9 protein-coding genes are annotated in these 15,599 nt (G+C 61.9%); 5 read left to right on the top strand and 4 right to left on the bottom strand.

The window, feature by feature from the left end; translation table 11 throughout:
- The first annotated feature begins 75 nt into the window (after nt 1-75).
- Both DXD49_RS00530 and DXD49_RS00525 read left to right on the top strand, forming a co-directional pair.
- The gene (locus DXD49_RS00530) at nt 76-2,691 is read left to right on the top strand and encodes a glycosyl hydrolase (protein WP_158564826.1); all 2,616 of its coding nucleotides are present in this window, start codon (nt 76-78) and stop codon (nt 2,689-2,691) included.
- A gap of 100 nt (nt 2,692-2,791) precedes the next feature.
- On the top strand, nt 2,792-3,646 hold the full coding sequence (locus tag DXD49_RS00525; RefSeq protein ID WP_117793922.1) for a MurR/RpiR family transcriptional regulator: 855 nt from the start codon (nt 2,792-2,794) through the stop codon (nt 3,644-3,646).
- 150 nt (nt 3,647-3,796) lie between these two features.
- Here the strand turns inward: DXD49_RS00525 and DXD49_RS00520 are convergent, their stop codons facing one another.
- Nucleotides 3,797-5,110, bottom strand: a complete 1,314-nt coding sequence (locus DXD49_RS00520; RefSeq protein WP_117793921.1) for a DUF4038 domain-containing protein — start codon at nt 5,108-5,110, stop codon at nt 3,797-3,799.
- A 225-nt stretch (nt 5,111-5,335) separates the two neighbouring features.
- Complete coding sequence (locus tag DXD49_RS00515; RefSeq protein WP_117793920.1) at nt 5,336-6,760, bottom strand: PTS transporter subunit EIIC; 1,425 nt, start codon at nt 6,758-6,760, stop codon at nt 5,336-5,338.
- A 483-nt stretch (nt 6,761-7,243) separates the two neighbouring features.
- On the opposite strand from DXD49_RS00515, the gene DXD49_RS00510 reads away from it, so the two are divergent.
- Together DXD49_RS00510 and DXD49_RS00505 are read left to right on the top strand one after the other, a co-directional pair.
- Entirely contained in the window at nt 7,244-8,581 is a 1,338-nt protein-coding gene (locus DXD49_RS00510; protein WP_117793919.1) for a prolyl oligopeptidase family serine peptidase, read from the top strand.
- Between the two features lie 264 nt (nt 8,582-8,845).
- Nucleotides 8,846-10,357 (top strand): nucleoside hydrolase-like domain-containing protein, encoded by a 1,512-nt coding sequence (locus tag DXD49_RS00505; RefSeq protein WP_117793918.1) that lies wholly within the window; start codon nt 8,846-8,848, stop codon nt 10,355-10,357.
- A gap of 365 nt (nt 10,358-10,722) precedes the next feature.
- Here DXD49_RS00505 and pyrE read toward each other — a convergent pair whose 3' ends face one another.
- On the bottom strand, nt 10,723-11,403 hold the full coding sequence (gene pyrE, locus DXD49_RS00500; RefSeq protein ID WP_117793917.1) for an orotate phosphoribosyltransferase: 681 nt from the start codon (nt 11,401-11,403) through the stop codon (nt 10,723-10,725).
- A 437-nt stretch (nt 11,404-11,840) separates the two neighbouring features.
- Between pyrE and mgtA the strand changes: the two genes are divergently transcribed.
- Nucleotides 11,841-14,609, top strand: a complete 2,769-nt coding sequence (gene mgtA, locus DXD49_RS00495) for a magnesium-translocating P-type ATPase (protein ID WP_117793916.1) — start codon at nt 11,841-11,843, stop codon at nt 14,607-14,609.
- A gap of 99 nt (nt 14,610-14,708) precedes the next feature.
- Here the strand turns inward: mgtA and DXD49_RS00490 are convergent, their stop codons facing one another.
- Nucleotides 14,709-15,575 (bottom strand): helix-turn-helix domain-containing protein, encoded by an 867-nt coding sequence (locus tag DXD49_RS00490; RefSeq protein WP_117793915.1) that lies wholly within the window; start codon nt 15,573-15,575, stop codon nt 14,709-14,711.
- Nucleotides 15,576-15,599: the final 24 nt, after the last annotated feature.

The raw sequence follows: 15,599 nt of genomic DNA, 5'->3' as shown, positions 1-15,599 counted from the left end.
AGCACGCCGCCGCCCGCACGCCAGAATGGAGTCATGCAACATACGCTGCCCACCATCGGCTTGCAAGGAGGATCCATGACCGCGTACTACCAGCAGGTACTCAACGGTACCTACGACAACCACGTGCTCCCGTTTTTGTGGATGAAGGGCGAGAGCCAACAGACCATTGCCGAGTATCTGGAGAAGATTGCCGGCGCCGATACCCACGAGGTCTGCCTCGAGAGTCGCCCGCATCCCGATTTTTGCGGTGAGGGCTGGTGGCGCGACCTGCGCTTTGTGATCGACACGTGTAAGCAGCTGGGCCTCAAGATCTGGATCTTGGACGACGCACACTTTCCCACCGGATACGCCAACGGCGCCGTCAAGAAGGCGGCGCCCGAGCTCCGCAAGGTCGTTCTCACCCACCGCACCATCGACGTGGTGGGCCCCACGCCGCAGGCGAGCATCGTGCTCACCAACATGTTCGACAAGACGGAGCGCTTCTATGGCGTTACGTTTATGCAGGAGGGGTGCGCCGTCGAGGTGGAGCACCGCGTAATCGAGGACGAGCACGGCATGCCCTGCCGCTTGGTCTTTGACGCACCGGCCGGCATTACGCAGGCGTGCGTAATGTTCACGAGCGGCAAGACCTCCTACAACGAGGACTACATCAACATGGTCGACCGTGCCTCGGTGGCGCAGCTCATCGATGCCGTGTACGAGCCGCACTTTGCGCATCTGGGCGATGAGTTTGGCGAGACCATCCTGGGCTTTTTCTCCGATGAACCCGGCTTTGCCAACGAGAAGGGCGTCACCGGCGCCGATGGTATCTCCGACACGCTCATCGGTAAGGCCACCGCGCCCCTGCCCTGGTCGGCTGAGCTCGAGCGCCGCCTGCGCGCGGCGCTGGGCGAGCGCTACCTGGACGAGCTCCCGCATCTGTGGGATCGCAAGGACGCCGGCGCGCACGTGCGCCACGTGTACATGGACATTGCGAGCACGCTCTACAAGGAGTGCTTCTGCGACCAGCTCGGCGACTGGTGCCGCGCGCACGGCGTGCAGTATATCGGCCACGTGATCGAGGACAAGGATTGCCACGCGCGCCTGGGTGTGGGCGCCGGCCACTACTTCCGCGCCGTGGGCGGCCAGGACATGGCGGGCGTGGACATCGTGATCAACCAGCTCATCCCCGGCATGGACCAGGGACTCCACTCCTACGGCCGCGGCGTGTGGGACCTGGAGTTCTACAACTACGTGCTGCCCAAGCTGGGCTCCTCGGCAGCGCATCTCGACCCCAAAAAGCAGGGCCGCTGCATGGCCGAGGTGTTTGGCGCTTTTGGCTGGCACGAGGGCCTGCGCGAGATGAAATGGATCGCCGACCACTTTATGGTGCGCGGCGTCAACTGGTTTGTGCCGCACGCCTTTAGCATGGCAGCCTTCCCCGACTTCGACTGCCCGCCGCACTTCTACGCGCACGGTCAGAACCCCCAGTTTGCGCACCTTGGCAAGCTCATGAGCTACATGAACCGCACCTCGAGCCTGCTTTCGGGTGGACGAGCCGTCACACCGGTGGCGCTTCTGTACCACGCCGACGCCGAGTGGGCGGGCGAGGCCTCGTTTATGCAGCATGCCGCCGCCGAGCTTGCGCGTGCGCAGGTCGATTTCGATATCGTGCCGGCCGAGGCGTTTGATGACGCCGGGCGCTACGTCGTGGAGTTCGCCGCAGACGGCAGCGGCTTTAGCGTGAACGGCCAGGCGTACCGCTGTCTGGTGATGCCCAACGCCGAATATGCCGGCGGGGCCGTACTCAACTTTGCCGCGCGCGCTGCGGCCGCAGGCGTTGGCGTATATGCCCTGGATAAGCTGCCGAGCAAGCGCTATGACGGCGAAGCTGCCAGCCGCGCGGGCTTTGCCCCTGTGGAGGCCAACGAGCTTGCAGGCGTGCGCGTTGTTGCCACTTCTGAGCTTGCGAGCGTGCTCGCCGCAGCCGGCATGCAGACCGTGGCGTGCACCGATCCGCAGCCGTGGCTGCGCGCGCTTCGCTACGACCGCGCCGACGAGAGCTACCTCATGCTGGTAAACGAGCATCCCAAGCAGGGCATTCACACGCATGTTGAGCTCGCTGACGGCGCGCCCGTGCACGGCGTGCGCCTCGATTTGCTCAACGGCAGCGCACCCGTCGCCTTTGACGACACGCTTGAGCTCGCGCCCTACGAGAGCTGCATTGTGGTGCTCGGGACCGAGGCGCCCGCTGCCGACGAGCGCGGAGGCTCCGATGCCGAGCGTGAGGTCACGCGCGTTGACGGCCCCTGGAACGTCTCCTTTGCCGCGCCCGACGCCGATGTCGCGCACCTGGCCTTTGGCGAGTCCGTCGAGCTTGACGACCTGCACGATCTTTCCTGCGCCGAATTCCCCGGCAAAGCGGGCATCTTCCGCTATCAGGCAAGCTTTGCCGTTGCTGAGAACCTCGCCGGCGCCGCGCTCGACCTGGGCGAGGTCTTTGAGACCGCCACGGTCACGCTTGACGATGTGGACCTGGGATGCCGTATCTGTCCGCCCTACCGCTTTGAGCTCGGCACCCTTGCCGCCGGCGAGCACACGCTCACGATCGATGTGATCAACACCCTCGACCACGCCATCCCCGACATCTTCGCCCTCACCGAACCCTCCGAGCCCAGTGGCCTGCTCGGCCCCGTCCGCTTGCTCGGGTAACGGCCCCCTACGGGACGCCCGGCTTGCTCTCCCCAGCCAAGCCGGGCGTTTTGTTTACCGCTATGATTGATACATCGCGATACGAACGCATAGGAGTCATATGGACATCAAGCGCAAAATCACCCAAGGCAAGGAGCTCACCCCCACCGAGCAGCAGCTCGGGCAAATGGTTCTCGCCATGGGCGAGGACGTCCGCGGGCTCTCCATTAAGGAATTTGCGCGCCAGGCCAATGTCTCCGTTGCGAGCATCCACCGCTTTTGCAAAAAGCTCGGCCTCGAGGGCTTCAAAGAACTCAAGGTCGAGCTGATGCGCGCAGCCTCGCGCGCAGACTCCGCCCCCGAGGTGGATATCAACTTTCCCTTTGATGCGACCTCCAGCGCCCAGGAGATCTCCGAGCGCATGGCGCGACTGTACGAGACCACGCTTTCCGAGACGCGCGAGATCCTCGACCCGGCACAGCTCGACTACGCCGCCAAGCTTATCTTGCGCGCCGACACCGTGGACATCTACACGGGCTCGCATAACCTGTATCCGGCGGGAATGTTCCGCGATCGCCTGCTTTCCGCCGGTAAGAGCTCGACGTGCTACGACAATATCGAGGCCCAAGTGCGCACGGCGCTCGCCTCGGGCCCCGACCATACGGCAATCGTCATCTCCTACAGCGGCCTTGCCCCCAACCTCAAGGAGATCTTGCCGATCCTCTGCAGTCGACATGTCCCGGTCATCGTCATCGGCACGCCATACTGTGCCCGCATTCACCCCGGCTTTGCCGCCTATCTCACCGTGAGCGATATCGAGAGCCTGAGCCACCGCATCACGCAGTTTGCCAGTCACATCGCCGTGCAATACGTGCTCGATTCGCTCTACAGCAGCTACTTTGCCAAAGATTACGCCCGCTGCTCCGAGTTCCTCGAGCAGTCCTTCCCCTTTACCAAGCTGCCCGGGCTCAAATAAAACGAGAGAGGATTTTTGGACACTTAAATGACGAGGGTGGATAATCTCCCACTTTGAGCCTGCGCACAGGCCAAAAACGGGAGATTATCCACCCTCATTCTGTAGTCGTTACTCGGGCCCTTTTGCCGCTGGTCGCGTTGGAACCGCGCGCTACTGAGCGGGCGAGACCACCAGGAGTGCATCGTGCTCGAAGGGATGCTGGGCCACGCGCACGGCATCGTCGACGGACATAACCGGCAGGTTGGCCACGCGTTTATTCTCCAGGTCAAACGCCACAGCATTCCAGGCGGTGGCGCCGCCCTCGAGTTTGAGCTTGACGGCCGTGGTCCTCGGCAGATAGACCACCACGCGTTCGCCCACGCGCGCCACACGGATGGCTTCGCGTGCATCGTCGAGCAGCTCCTGCGCGGGTTCAACAGCTACCGCCCCATCCGCGCTCGTGGCACCCAGGCCGCGCAGCACGTGCTCGATCAGGCCAAAGTCCCACACGCCCGCAAACTGCAGGCACTCTTGCCAGCGGAACGGCATGTCAAAGCCCTCGCCAAGGACGCTGCCACGGCTCTGAGAGGTCTGCCAGTTCCACACGCCGTGCGCACCGTAGGTAATGCCGGCACTGGCACCGGCCAGAATGCTCGACCAAACACTCGCGCGACAATCCTGCGCGGTAAAACGCCAGTACACGTTGCGGCTCGCGCCCATTTGCTCGTAGCAGGGCTCGGAATTGACCATCGGCTTTTTGGGATACTGCGCGCGAAAATCCTCGGGCAGCTTCCAAGCTTCCTCCTGACCGCTATAGTTGTGGCCGGGCTGGAACATGTAGAAGTCCAAGCGATCGGCAAACTGCTCGGGCAGGGCGCGGTTGCCACGGTTGATATGCATGGTGTGCAAGGACTCGGGAGCCAGCTTGGTGACCTCGTCGAGTGCGTCCCCGTAATAGGCGATAGCCTCGTCGGTCTTAAAGTCGGTGTCGCCTGTCACCACGTAGACGGGGTCGAACTCGCCCAGGTTCTCGACGACGCGGGCAACGTGGGCGCGAACCTCCTCGCGCGGCATGACCTCGGCACCCAGGCGCTCGGCGATCACGGAGCCCCAGGTACCGGGCACGTAGTTGCACCACATGAGCACGAGCGCCGGGCGAATGCCGTGCTCCACGGCTGCCTGGCACATGCGGCGGGCGCGGCCCCAGTACTCCTGGTTGGGTGCACTCCAATCAAAGTGCACGCCGTCCTCGCTCGCATAGGGCCAAATGCCCAGGTCGGGCAGGCAGCGGTCCCACTGCGGAAGGGTGTTGATCTGCAGTACGTTCATGCCCTGCTCGGCACGGCGGGTGAGGTAGTAATCCCAATCGTCCTCGGTGATGCTCGTAAAGGCGCTCCAGCACGTATCGGCAAACCAAAAGAATGGTTTGCCGTCGCAGAGGAACCCGTCCTCACGGGTATTGACGGTCAGTTTTCCCAAGCTCATATGGCACCTTTCTCTTGGGGAGACTTGCTAGGAGGGAGGTAAAGAAGTCGCCTGCCGCATTATCACAGTAGGGTCTGCGGCTGCAGTTGCTCAGCTCAAATTGAACGCACGCGAAGCACAGGGCCCTTACGTCTCTCCTAAAAAGTCTACAGGAAGGCCCCGCCGGGCTTATGCCAAGCGGGGCCTGTCGTGTAGGGGGTCTTATTTAGACCAAGGCCGGGGCGACTAGGCCTCCATCTCGGCGAGCTCCTCCTTGGAGAAGCCGGTGACAAAGACGACGGCAGCGGCAATAGCAAAGGAGATTGCCATACCGACGATAGCCCAGACGGTGTTCATCTGGCCACCCTGCAGGTAGTTGGTGAAGACCAGGAAGTTGGAGGCACCGCCTGCGAGGTAATAGGTGACGCCCATGAGGCCCGAGAACACAGCGCCGATGGCACCGCCGATGAACATGCCGAGCATGGTGCGGCGGAAGCGCATGAGGATACCGAAGAGCGCGGGCTCGGTGACGCCGCCGGCGATGGCGGAGATGACGTAGCCCAGGGCAAGACTCTTCTCGTCAGCGCTCTTCATCTTGAGGAAGGCACCGAAGGCGCAGCCCCAGACAGCGGCCATAGCGCAGTTAGTGGAAACGAAGACGAAGGGATCGTAGCCAGCAGCGATGATCTGCACCTGAGCGAGCAGGATAACGGGCATGTGCATACCGCAGACCACGAAGAGCTGCCAGAAGGCGCCGAGGATGGCCATCACGATCAGGATACCGATGCCGCCAAGGTCAGCAAGCCCGAAAAGAATGTTGGCGATGAGGCTGCCGAGCTCGTTGCCGATCGGAGCGAGGACGATAAAAGCGATGGGAATCGTGACGATCATGGTGCAGAACGGCGTGAAGACCGTGGAGAGCACGTCGGGCATGACCTTCTTAAAGAACTTCTCGATGAAGTAGAGGACCGGCACCGAAAGGATGATCGGCAGGACGGACTGCTGATAGTTGGCAGCGGCGATCTGGATGCCGTAGACCGAGATGATTCCGCCGCCCTCCTGGGTGGCGACGCTCACCACGGACGGGGCCATAAGGGCACCGCCGAGAAGCATGCCGAGAACGGGGCTGGCGCCGAGCTTCTTAGCCGCAGCATAACCCAGGTAGATCGGGATAAACGTAAACGTGGCCTCATACAGTGTGGTGTAGAGGAACGTATAAGTCGGGTCCGTGTCCGAAATAACGCCCAGCATGGTGGGGCCAAGGACAGCCGCGATGGTGCGGAACAGACCGCCGGCCATGAGCAGCGGGATCAGCTGGGTCATGGAGCCCGACAGATAGTCGAGGATGATGTTGGGCAGGTTCTTGAGCTCGAACTTCTCCTTGGGAGCATCGAGATTCTCGTCAACGGCGGCACCCTGCTTGACGCCGGAGATGGCGACGAACTCGGTGAGCACCTTCGGCACGTTCTGGCCGATGATGACCTGGAGCTGACTGCCGGCGAACTGGCAACCCAGAACACCCTTGACCTTCTTGATCTTCTCCACGTCGGCCTTGCTGTTGTCCTTGAGCGTCAGACGCAAGCGCGTCATGCAGTTGGTGGCGACGGTAACGTTCTCCGCGCCGCCCACGAGCTCGAGGACATCGGTGGCAATCTGCTTGTTGTCTGCCATGGGACCCCTCCTCAATAATTATGCGGCGTACCTAACGCCGCGACCTGCATGGACCCTTACCGCTATAACCCCTTACGGCGGCCCGGGCTTTAACGTTGCGGTAAACAATTTGTTTACTGAACGTTTACGGGCTTTAGTTTACACGGAGTGCCTGATTTGTGGCGATTTTGCCGTCTGGAGTCCGGTGAACGGTAGGAAATCGGGGATAAGCGTATTTAGACGGTAGAAGATCGTCTATTTGACCAGATATTGATATATGGCTATTTATGTGGGCTTTTATTTTGATAAACACCTTTGTAACGAGCTAGATCCTCAACAAAAGTCCTGCTAGTTAATAGTAAACGTCTGTTTAGTAGTTCATTGCGTGTTCAGTTTTACCGTTTACCGAGTTCATCTGCTCATTCTACAATTCTGCATTAAACTAAACATGTTTAGTCTGTATTGCCGCTTTTGTTTAGTACTTGCGGCACAAAGGAGTAGCTCATGGAACTCAAATCGTGTACCTACGCAACCGTCACCACGCTGGGCGATTTTGGCCCCTGGATCAGCAAGGTCGTACTCGACCTGCCCTGTACCGTGCGCGCCAACGACGTGAACGAGCACACGTTCAATATCTACTGTGCCCGCCATGAGCGCACGGGCGAGGTCCTGATGCGCAAGGAGCACGGCACCGATCACGCAGCGCCCTCCGTGGGCTACGTGCCGGTCCTCGCCGCCTACCCCTGCGATGAGAACGGTCAGCCCCTACCCAAGGGCACACACGTAGCGCTCGAGACGCCCGAGGTGCGTCTCACCAAAGAGATCGAGGGTGGCGTGCTGGGTTCGCGCTATATAGAGAACCACCTGCGCGTGACGCAGCTTGTGGCCCTCCCGGGCGAAGACGGCGATGACCCCACCGCGGGCCTCGTCTTCGATCGCAGCCGCGGCGACATCTGCCCCGCGCTCAAGGGCTGGCATAACGCCGTGCAGCAGACGCCCGTCGACGGCTTCGCGCTCGAGTACGGCTATTTTGAGCCGAGCTTTGAGCCCGCTGACTCCGCGCTTTTCAACCCGTTTGCGCCCAAGGACACGCCCGCCGTCGAGAAGGCGCCGCTGATCGTGTACCTGCACGGCGCCGGCGAGGGCAAGGGCGCCACACAGGGCGAGGGCGCAACGCGTGCCTACACCGGCAACCGCGTGACAGCGCTCTCGCAAAAGCAGATCCAGCGCTACTTTGGCGGCTTTGCCTGGGTTCTTGTGCCGCAGTCGCCCACGTTTTGGATGGACAACGGCGTCGAGCAGCTCGGTCGCTCCAACCAGAGCATCTACTCCCCCGTGCTCAAGGCGCTCATCGACGAGTTTGTCGCCGAGCATGCCGACCGCATCGACACCGATCGCATCGTGGTCGCCGGCCTTTCCAACGGCGGCTTTATGACCCTGCGCCTGTGCGCCGACTACCCCGATTTCTTCGCCGCGGGCCTTCCCTGCTGCGCGCCGTGGTACAACGCCACGGACGAGGACGTGGCCGCACTCTCCAAGACGCCGCTGTGGTTTACGCACTCCAAGGGCGACGAGCTCGTGTTCCCGCAGCAGACTGTGCTGCCGCTCACGGCGCGCCTGCGTGATGCCGACGCCAACGTGCACCTCACCTACTTTAGCCATGTCGAGGACCTGACCGGCGTGTACCGCGAGGCCGACGGCTCGCCCAAGAAGACGTTCAATCACGGCGTGTGGATCCACCAGTTCAACGACCTGTGTTATCAAGACTTCGACGGGGGCAACGTACTCATCGACGGCGAGCCGGTGGGCTGCTGGGAGTGGTCGGCCAGGGTTTCGAGATAGCCATCCCATCGGGGGTCCTGACCTTTAGTTTTGTAAACGTCCTCGCGCATGGGCCCGTTCATCCTGCTCCTCCGGAGCATCGGATAAACGGGCCCGCGCTGCGGAATGTTTACAAAACTAAAGGTCAGGACCCCCTAAGTTTACGTTGTTCGAAACGCTGGCCGGGCGCTTCCGGTGGGCCGCCGGGTCGGTGGCGATGGGGGCGTGGGTCCCGTCTTGCCTTGCGCGTAACTGGCTGAAAGATTCTTGGTTGGAGCTGTTCTTATGTCTCATGATTTGACTCGGGTGATTGTTACTACCGATATGGAAGTCGATGATATGAACTCTTTGGTTCATTTGGCTCTGTATCTCAATGTGCTCGATGTGCAGGCTGTGGTGTACACGGCTTCGCAGTATCACTTTCTTGGCGACGGCGTCCATACGCTGGGCGAGGTGAATGCGCATTGGCGCACCAAAGGTGTGCGCTCTTATACCTGGGATGTCGTTCCGCATGAGCCCGATCCCGAGGCCGGCTCGCTCATGGAGTACCGTCCCTTCCCCGAGGGCTGGATCGAAAGCCTTTGGAGCAATGAGTATTCGGACGCTTGGCCCACGCTGAACGCCAACGCGCAGGCCGCCGACGAGCCGTCCTTCCCCACGCCAGCGGAAATGATCGAGCGTACCTATGTGGGCAACGTTGCCTTTGAGGGCGACGTTCGCGAGGAGACGCCTGGTTCGCGCGTCATCGCCCGCGCCATTATGGACGACGACCCCCGCACGCTGTGGCTGCTCAGCTGGGGCGGTATGAACACTATCGTTCGCGCCCTCATGTCCATCGCCGAACAATGGCAGAACACACCCGAGTGGCCCGCCGTGCAGCAGAGGGTCCATCAGAAGGTGCGCGTGATGGGTGTTGCCGATGGCGTGGGGCAGGACAACTCATGGCTCGACCATGGGCGCGAGCTCTTTCCCGAGCTCGTCTTTTGGTGTGTGCCCTATAGGTACGGCGGCTATATCGACGCCAAGACGGCTCAGCCCGATACGCTGCCGCTATTTAAGGCCCCTTGGCCCGAGCAGAATCTCACGCAGGGAAACGGCCCCCTCATGGCACGCTATATGCTCTATGGCGATGGCAAGGTCTACGAAAACGAGCCCGAGCGCTTTCAGTTTGGCAAGCATGCCCGTCTGGATTGGGGCCTGGAGGGCATGCCCGCGATGCAGTTTGAGCGCGGCGACTTTATGGCCGAAGGCGACAGCATGACCTATATTCCGCTGCTGCCGTTTGGCCTGCGCGGTATCGACGACCCCGACTTCGATACGCTACTCGGCCGCATGTTTCATGATGGGCGCCCCGATGCAGACGCACCCACCGTTTTTGCCGCCATCAGCACGCCTGCAGACGACAACCCCAATCCCTACCTGCGCGCCTATCAGGAAGACTTTGCCGCCCGCGCGCAATGGTGTGCCCATGATCCGGCAGCCTGCTCGCATCCGGCGCATGTTGTCGAAGTTGTGGCCGATCGCAGTGCCGTAGCCGGCGAACGCGTCGCCCTTGCAGCGACCATCGTCGACCCCGACGACAAGGGCTTCGATGCGCATTGGGATGTCGCCGTGGACCCGTCGAGCTATGCGGGCGCCCAAGACCTGTCGCTGTGGCAAAAATGCACGCCGGACACCACTTTCGTCGTGCCCGCCGACGCACGGCCCGGCGATCGCTTCGCGCTCACCCTCACCGTGCAGACACGCGCCGAGCGCCCCTGCAGCCGCTACGCCCAGGTCGCCATCACCGTCGCGTAGCAACCGACGGCGCCCACATTCGGCAAGGAGTGTCCCCAGGCGCCGGCACAAAAGGAACGTCCCCAAGTGCCAAAATGACGAGAGTGGATAATCTCCCACTTTGAGCCCGCAAACAGACCAAAAACGGGCGATTATCCACTCTCATTTTGCGGACACTCATTTAAGTACGTCCCCAATGAGTACCCCCACAGCAGCGGCAACGCCGATGTTTTGGCAACGACAGCGAAAACCCGCCAGAGCGAGCAAGGTGCCTTGAAACGAGGCGGCATTGACCTTCTGGTCATGCCGCCGAAGTTGAAAGGCAGATTGCCGCTCTGGCGGGTTTGCAGCGTCAAGTGGTTACGCGGTTTGGTAAAACCGCGTAACTAACGAACGCCGTACTGCTCGTAGTAGGCGTCGATGGCGGCCTTGAGCTCATCGTCGATGACGACCTTACCGTCGATCTCGTGGTTGTAGAGGGTCTCGACGACCTCGGCCATGGAAACGATGCTCGCGACGGGGAAACCGTACTTGGCCTCGATCTCCTTCTGAGCGGTGGTCACGCCACCCTTGCCGACCTCCATGCGGTTGAGCGAGACGATAAGGCCCTTGATCTCGACATCGGCCGCAGCCATGACCTTGGGATAGGTCTCGTCGATGGACTTGCCGCTGGTAGTAACGTCCTCGACCATCACCACGCGGTCGCCGTCCTGGGGCTCATAACCCAGCAGGTTGCCCTTATCGGCACCGTGGTCCTTGGCCTCCTTGCGGTCGCAGCAGTACTTGACCTCCTTGCCGTACAGCTCGTGGTAGGCAATGGCGGTCACGACGGCCAGCGGAATACCCTTGTAGGCCGGTCCAAACAGCACATCAAAGTCGTCGCCAAAATTATCGTGGATGGCCTGGGCGTAATACTCGCCCAGCTTCTTGAGCTGATAGCCCGTCACGTAAGCGCCGGCGTTCATAAAGAACGGGGACTGACGGCCACTCTTGAGCGTAAAGCTGCCAAACTTAAGAACGTCGGACTCGACCATGAACTTGATGAACTCTTGCTTGTAAGCCTCCATGCGGGCTCCTCTCGTGTTCGCGTACGTGCCATCCAGTTTAGCGCAGGCGAAGCATCGATGCGGGTGCGCTTTGAGGTCACGCCATTCTGTAAAGGCTTTGTCAGGGGCAACGGTTTTCCGAACAATGGGGATTGACATGTCAAACCCCCTCATCAAGAATACGGGCGGATTAGAAAGGGTACGAGATACCCAAAGCGCGTTGCGCCCGGCCTTAAGGAGATGTGCCATGGAAGGCAGTCATAGTCGAAAAACCTGCATGTCGCCCTCGGCACGCCGCGAGGATTCCGCACACGCATAAGCGCCAATAGCCGATCGTCAAAACCACCACAAAGGTGCCTGTCCCCTTTGTGGTGGTTCGTGAGTATGACGTGAGCGACATCTAGGTTTTTAAAGCACATACGACACGTACGCTAACTCCCTTTAACAAGGAGGACCCTATGCTAATGCTCAAAACCGCCACGTTACTCGAAGTCATCTCCAAGCGCCGCCGCACGGCGCGCCCCGCCGCTCACACCGACCTGTCCAAGAACACCATATTCGCCGCCACCCATAGCGCCGAGGACGCCCTCGTGCTGCTTGACGCCACGGCCGACGGACTCACTGCCGAGCACGCCGCCGAGCGCCTGGACGCCGCCGGCCCCAACACCATCGAGGCGCCGACCAAGACGCTCGCCCGCCGCATCGCCGACGCGTTCATCGATCCCTTCGCCGGCATCCTCGCCGCGCTCGCACTGGTCTCGCTCTACATCGACGTGCTCGCCGTACCCGAGCCGCAACGCGATCCCTCCACGGTCATCGTCATCGGCATCATGCTGCTGGTATCGGGCGGCATGAAGTTTATCCAGGAAGCCCGCAGCGGCAATGCGGCCGAGGCCCTCAAGGACCTGGTCTCCAACACCTGCTGCGCCCTGCGCGACGGCGAGCGTCTCGAGATTCCCTTCGACGAGCTCGTCCCCGGCGATGTGATCCGCCTCTCTGCCGGCGATATGGTGCCGGCCGACGCCCGCATCATCGCCGCGCGCGACCTGTTTGTGATCGAGTCCGCGCTCACCGGCGAGAGCGAGGCCGTCGAGAAAACCGCTGCCGCCACGGTTATCGAGGGCGCCGACAGCTCCGCGCTGCCGCTCTCTGCCTGCAAGAACATCGTCTTTACCGGCACCTCCGTGCAAAACGGCACCGCCATGGCACTTGTCGTTGCCACCGGCTCGGACACCTACCTGGGCGGCATCGCCAAGATGCTCAACGGGCGCGGCGAGAAGAGCGCGTTTGACCGCGGCGTCTCGAGCGTCTCCATGCTGCTCGTACGCCTCATGCTCGTTATGGCGCCGGCCGTCTTTGCAATCAACGCCGCCACCAAGGGCAACGTCATCGACGCGCTGCTGTTCGCCACGAGCGTGGCCGTGGGCATCACACCACAGATGCTTCCCGTCATCGTGACCACGAGCCTATCGCAGGGCGCCAAGGACCTCGCCCGTCGCCAGGTTATCGTTAAGGAGCTGCCGGCGATCCAAAACCTCGGTGCGATGGACGTCCTATGCTGCGACAAGACCGGCACCCTCACCGAAGACCGCATCGTGCTCGAGCGCTACCTCAACACTGACGGCAACGAGGACGCACGCGTGCTGCGCCATGCGTTTTTGAACAGCTTCTTCCAGACCGGCCTCAAAAACCTTATCGACCTGGCCGTCATCGACCGTGCCGACGTGACGCCCTCGACTGTCGCGCCCGACTCCACGCTGGGCCAGAGCCTGCGCGACCGCTATACCAAGGTCGACGAGGTGCCCTTCGATTTCTCACGCCGTCGCCTGAGCGTAGTCGTCGCCGACGCCCAGGGCAAAACCCAGATGGTTACCAAGGGAGCTGCCGAGGAAATGCTCGAGATTTGCTCCTTTGTCGAGGTTGACTGTGTCGCCCAGCCGCTCACCGACGAGAAGCTCGCCCAGATTCGCAAGCAGGTCGCTGGGCTTAACGCCGAGGGCCTGCGCGTGATTGCTGTGGCGCAGAAGACCGATCCGCGCTGCGTGGGCGAGTTTGGCATCGCCGACGAGTGCGACATGGTGCTGATGGGCTTTTTGGCCTTCCTCGATCCGCCCAAAGCAAGTGCCGCGGGCGCCGTCGCCACCCTCGAGGCCAAGGGCGTCGCCGTTAAGGTCCTGACCGGCGACAATGACCGTGTCGCCGCCACCGTCTGCGAGCAGATCGGCATCGACGCGAGCAACGTCTTGCTGGGCTCCGAGATCGATGCGCTCGACGACGCCGAGCTTGCCGAGCGCGCCGAGAACACCCACCTCTTCGCCAAGCTCTCGCCGCTGCAGAAGGCGCGCCTGGTGCGCGTCATGCGCGAGTTGCTCGGCCACACCGTGGGCTTTATGGGCGACGGCATCAACGACGCCGCCGCGATGCGTGCGAGCGACTGCGGCATCTCGGTCGACTCCGCCGTCGATATCGCCAAGGAATCCGCCGATATCATCTTGCTCCAAAAGGACCTGGGCGTGCTCGAGCGCGGCATCATCGAAGGCCGCCGCACCTACGGCAACCTGCTCAAGTACCTCAAGACCACGGTGAGCTCCAACTTTGGCAACGTGCTGTCCGTAACCGCTGCGAGCCTGTTCTTGCCGTTTTTGCCCATGAGCGCTCTGCAGCTGGTGCTGCTGTCGCTGGTCTACGAGATCGTGTGCATCGCACTGCCGTGGGACACCGTCGACAACGCCTGGACTGCCCGCCCGCGCGCTTGGGACGCTGCGTCCATCAAGGGCTTTATGCTCGAGCTGGGCCCCGTGAGCTCGCTGTTTGACATCGTGACCTTCGCCGCGCTCTTCTTTGTGGTGTGCCCCGCCGCCGTGGGCGCAAGCTGGTCCGAGCTTGCCGCCGCGGGCGACGTCGCGGGTATGGCGACCTTTGCGGCGCTCTTCCAGAGTGGCTGGTTCGTTGAGTCCATGTGGTCGCAGACGCTCGTGATCCACATGCTGCGCTCCCCGCGCCTGCCGAGCCCGCGCGACCACGCCGCGCCCGCGCTGTGCGTTCTCACCGTGCTGGGCCTGGCGCTCGTCACTTGGCTGCCGGCAAGCCCCATCGCCGATGCACTGGGGCTCATGCCGCTGCCAACGAGCTTCTTCGCGCTGCTCATCGGCATCGTCGGCTCCTACATCGCGCTCACCCAGCTGGCCAAGCGCCGCTACATCGCCCGCCACGGCGAGCTGCTGTAGCGTTGCCGGCACCATCGTCAAGAATGTCTGGGCCGTCGCGACCCACCCCTGCTGGCCGCAGCGGCCCAAAACAGCTAAAAAAGCCCCGTCCCAAATTAGCTAGTCTTGAGGCGTCCAGGACCAGAAGAAGTTAATGAGGGCCACGCGCGAGGCGGCACCGGTCTTTTTGTTGATTGAGGCGATATGACGGTAGAGCGTAGAGCGCGAAAGGAAGAGCGTTGCAGCGATATCCTGAACGCTCTCGTGCGATGCGACCAAGGCCTCCAAAATATCGCGCTCGCGCTCTGTAAGCTCAAAGGCGGCGACAAAGGCATGGAGACGTTCGTCGAGCGTGAGCTCCGGCACCTCCGCGGAAGCGGGCTCGCTCTGAGCAGACGCGCGATCCGCGCCAAGATCATCGGCAGCAAACGCCAGCTCGCCGGGCACCGCAGCGTCATCTGCCCGATGCCCAAACTGTCCCAGCAGCGAAATCGCAATGCCCACAAACAGTACGAGCACCGCACCCACCGCCAGCAGCACGTTCTGGCTCGAGATAATCGCCACCGCCGGCGCCGTCACGAGCATCGCGCAAATGTTGCTGATGACACGACCCATGCACGGCCACAGATACGACCAGTGCGCATAAACCGAAATGGCAGCAAATTTCGTCGTAAAAAACACCACGAAGAAGCCCGAACCCAGATAGAAAATCGCCATGGCCGCAAGCACATTGCCGCCATTGCCGTCGACGAGCAAGACAAAGAACGAAAGCGTGGACAACATGGCAGTGCAAGTCATGGTGATGTTCATATACGAACGACCGTGCAGGTCAAACAAGGCGCCGGCAGCTAGAGCGCTCGCCGCCATCAACAGGCGCGGCCAATCGCCCAAATCGATGGCCCCGGCGGCATGCGAGGTCGTGAGCCCTGCATTGAGGGCGGCAAACACACCGGTAAGGCAGGCGGTTGCGACCGTCAGACGCACCACGGCGCGCCGAAAAGCCGCCGTTGA

Origin of the sequence: Collinsella sp. TM05-38 (genome assembly GCF_003466445.1) — a bacterium.
Classification (GTDB): Bacteria; Actinomycetota; Coriobacteriia; order Coriobacteriales; family Coriobacteriaceae; genus Collinsella.
Note: the sequence above shows the minus strand (reverse complement) of the source record. Positions and strands in the feature narration are given on the sequence as shown.

Excerpts from the sequence above, each read along its gene's own strand:
- DXD49_RS00515 (WP_117793920.1), bottom strand. The coding sequence starts at position 6,760 with ATGGCAGACAACAAGCAGATTGCCACCGATGTCCTCGAGCTCGTGGGC.
- DXD49_RS00525 (WP_117793922.1), top strand. The coding sequence starts at position 2,792 with ATGGACATCAAGCGCAAAATCACCCAAGGCAAGGAGCTCACCCCCACC.
- DXD49_RS00520 (WP_117793921.1), bottom strand. The coding sequence starts at position 5,110 with ATGAGCTTGGGAAAACTGACCGTCAATACCCGTGAGGACGGGTTCCTC.
- DXD49_RS00530 (WP_158564826.1), top strand. The coding sequence starts at position 76 with ATGACCGCGTACTACCAGCAGGTACTCAACGGTACCTACGACAACCAC.
- DXD49_RS00505 (WP_117793918.1), top strand. The coding sequence starts at position 8,846 with ATGTCTCATGATTTGACTCGGGTGATTGTTACTACCGATATGGAAGTC.
- mgtA (WP_117793916.1), top strand. The coding sequence starts at position 11,841 with ATGCTAATGCTCAAAACCGCCACGTTACTCGAAGTCATCTCCAAGCGC.
- DXD49_RS00510 (WP_117793919.1), top strand. The coding sequence starts at position 7,244 with ATGGAACTCAAATCGTGTACCTACGCAACCGTCACCACGCTGGGCGAT.
- pyrE (WP_117793917.1), bottom strand. The coding sequence starts at position 11,403 with ATGGAGGCTTACAAGCAAGAGTTCATCAAGTTCATGGTCGAGTCCGAC.